The sequence below is a fragment of the Arthrobacter sp. NPDC057013 genome (assembly GCF_042674585.1).
GTDB lineage: Bacteria > Actinomycetota > Actinomycetes > Actinomycetales > Micrococcaceae > Arthrobacter.
Genome location: NZ_JBHUSE010000041.1, coordinates 2119 through 5429 on the forward strand (window position 1 = coordinate 2119; position 3311 = coordinate 5429).

The following is a 3311-nucleotide window of genomic DNA, read 5'->3' on the forward strand; positions in this document are numbered from 1 at the left end:
TTGGGGGTGTGGTTGGTTTCTGTGGTTCTCTCGTGAATGAACTTTTTGATCTTTGTGGTCAAGTTTTTAAGAGCACACGGTGGATGCCTTGGCATTAGGAGCCGAAGAAGGACGTAGGAATCTGCGATAAGCCTGGGGGAGTCGATAACCGGACTGTGATCCCAGGGTGTCCGAATGGGGAAACCCCGCCAGACGCGCGAGTGATCTGGTGACCCGCATCTGAACACATAGGGTGCGTGGAGGGAACGCGGGGAAGTGAAACATCTCAGTACCCGCAGGAAGAGAAAACAACAGTGATTCCGTTAGTAGTGGCGAGCGAACGCGGATCAGGCTAAACCGACTCATGTGTGATAGCCGGCGGGCGTTGCATGGGCGGGGTTGTGGGACTTGTTGTCCTGGTTCTGCCGGACCGGGGAGGTGTGAGTGCTGGTATAGGTGAACGGTCTTGAAAGGCCGGCCGTAGAGGGTGTGAGCCCCGTAACCGTAATGCTGTGCGCCGCCTTTGATGAGTATCCCAAGTAGCACGGGGCCCGAGAAATCCCGTGTGAATCTGTCAGGACCACCTGATAAGCCTAAATACTCCCTAATGACCGATAGCGGACCAGTACCGTGAGGGAAAGGTGAAAAGTACCCCGGGAGGGGAGTGAAACAGTACCTGAAACCGTGTGCTTACAATCCGTCGGAGCCAGTCTGATTCTGGTGACGGCGTGCCTTTTGAAGAATGAGCCTGCGAGTTAGTGTTACGTCGCGAGGTTAACCCGTGTGGGGAAGCCGTAGCGAAAGCGAGTCTGAACAGGGCGTTGCAGTGGCGTGATCTAGACCCGAAGCGAAGTGATCTACCCATGGCCAGGTTGAAGCGACGGTAAGACGTCGTGGAGGACCGAACCCACTTCAGTTGAAAATGGAGGGGATGAGCTGTGGGTAGGGGTGAAAGGCCAATCAAACTTCGTGATAGCTGGTTCTCCCCGAAATGCATTTAGGTGCAGCGTTGCGTGTTTCTTTCCGGAGGTAGAGCTACTGGATGGCTAATGGGCCCTACAAGGTTACTGACGTCAGCCAAACTCCGAATGCCGGTAAGTGAGAGCGCAGCAGTGAGACTGTGGGGGATAAGCTTCATAGTCGAGAGGGAAACAGCCCAGACCACCAACTAAGGCCCCTAAGCGTGTGCTAAGTGGGAAAGGATGTGGAGTTGCGAAGACAACCAGGAGGTTGGCTTAGAAGCAGCCATCCTTAAAAGAGTGCGTAATAGCTCACTGGTCAAGTGATTCCGCGCCGACAATGTAGCGGGGCTCAAGTACACCGCCGAAGTTGTGGCATTCACATATTTTCCAAGCCTTTGTGGTTCAGGAGTGTGGATGGGTAGGGGAGCGTCGTGTGGGCGGTGAAGTCGCGGTGTAAACCAGCGGTGGAGCCTACACGAGTGAGAATGCAGGCATGAGTAGCGAAAGACGGGTGAGAAACCCGTCCGCCGGATGATCAAGGGTTCCAGGGTCAAGCTAATCTGCCCTGGGTAAGTCGGGACCTAAGGCGAGGCCGACAGGCGTAGTCGATGGACAACGGGTTGATATTCCCGTACCGGCGAAAAACCGCCCATGTTGAACAGGGGATACTAACCGCCCGAAGCCTGCCCGACACCCCTTGTGGGTGAAGGGTTTTGGTGGAGCGCGGGACCTGATCCTGGGAGGCAAGCGTATTAACAGGTGTGACGCAGGAAGGTAGCCGAGCCGGGCGATGGTTGTCCCGGTCCAAGGATGTAGGGCGAACGGTAGGCAAATCCGCTGTTCATGTGCCTGAGATCTGACGGGACTCCCGTAAAGGGGGGATTCGGTGATCCTATGCTGCCTAGAAAAGCATCGGCGCGAGGTTTTAGCCGCCCGTACCCCAAACCGACACAGGTGATCAGGTAGAGAATACTAAGGCGATCGAGAGAATTATGGTTAAGGAACTCGGCAAAATGCCCCCGTAACTTCGGGAGAAGGGGGGCCCCAACCTTGATGGACACTTGCTGTCCGGAGGGGATCGGGGCCGCAGAGACCAGGGGGAAGCGACTGTTTACTAAAAACACAGGTCCGTGCGAAGTCGCAAGACGATGTATACGGACTGACTCCTGCCCGGTGCTGGAAGGTTAAGAGGACCGGTTAGCCTCACGGCGAAGCTGAGAATTTAAGCCCCAGTAAACGGCGGTGGTAACTATAACCATCCTAAGGTAGCGAAATTCCTTGTCGGGTAAGTTCCGACCTGCACGAATGGAGTAACGACTTCCCCGCTGTCTCAACCATAAACTCGGCGAAATTGCAGTACGAGTAAAGATGCTCGTTACGCGCAGCAGGACGGAAAGACCCCGAGACCTTTACTATAGTTTGGTATTGGTGTTCGGAGTGGCTTGTGTAGGATAGGTGGGAGACGTTGAAGCCCGGACGCCAGTTCGGGTGGAGTCATCGTTGAAATACCACTCTGGTCACTTTGGACATCTAACTTCGGCCCGTAATCCGGGTCAGGGACAGTGCCTGATGGGTAGTTTAACTGGGGCGGTTGCCTCCTAAAAAGTAACGGAGGCGCCCAAAGGTTCCCTCAGCCTGGTTGGCAATCAGGTGTCGAGTGTAAGTGCACAAGGGAGCTTGACTGTGAGAGAGACATCTCGAGCAGGGACGAAAGTCGGGACTAGTGATCCGGCGGTACATTGTGGAATGGCCGTCGCTCAACGGATAAAAGGTACCTCGGGGATAACAGGCTGATCTTGCCCAAGAGTCCATATCGACGGCATGGTTTGGCACCTCGATGTCGGCTCGTCGCATCCTGGGGCTGGAGTAGGTCCCAAGGGTTGGGCTGTTCGCCCATTAAAGCGGTACGCGAGCTGGGTTTAGAACGTCGTGAGACAGTTCGGTCCCTATCCGCTGCGCGCGCAGGAAATTTGAGAAGGGCTGTCCTTAGTACGAGAGGACCGGGACGGACGAACCTCTGGTGTGTCAGTTGTACTGCCAAGTGCACCGCTGATTAGCTACGTTCGGATGGGATAACCGCTGAAAGCATCTAAGCGGGAAGCTCGCTTCGAGATGAGATTTCCATACACCTTGTGTGTGAGAGGCCCCCAGCCAGACCACTGGGTTGATAGGCCGGATGTGGAAGCGAGGACTAACGACTCGTGAAGCTGACCGGTACTAATAGGCCGATAACTTACACCACACAAGAACAAAGCATGCTTGCGTCCACTATGTGGTTCCCAACCAACAAACCCGCCGGGTTTGACGGTCACAGGGAACCAAGAAAACTGAATACAACACCACAGTTGTAACACCACAAGTTTTCCCCCC

The 3311-nt window shown here is 55.0% G+C and carries 1 rRNA gene; it reads left to right on the forward strand.

Features of this window, described 5'->3' with window-relative positions:
- Positions 1 to 56: 56 nt before the first annotated feature.
- Positions 57 to 3183: ribosomal RNA gene (locus ACFTSA_RS24240) — 23S ribosomal RNA — on the forward strand.
- The last annotated feature ends 128 nt before the right edge of the window (positions 3184 to 3311 follow it).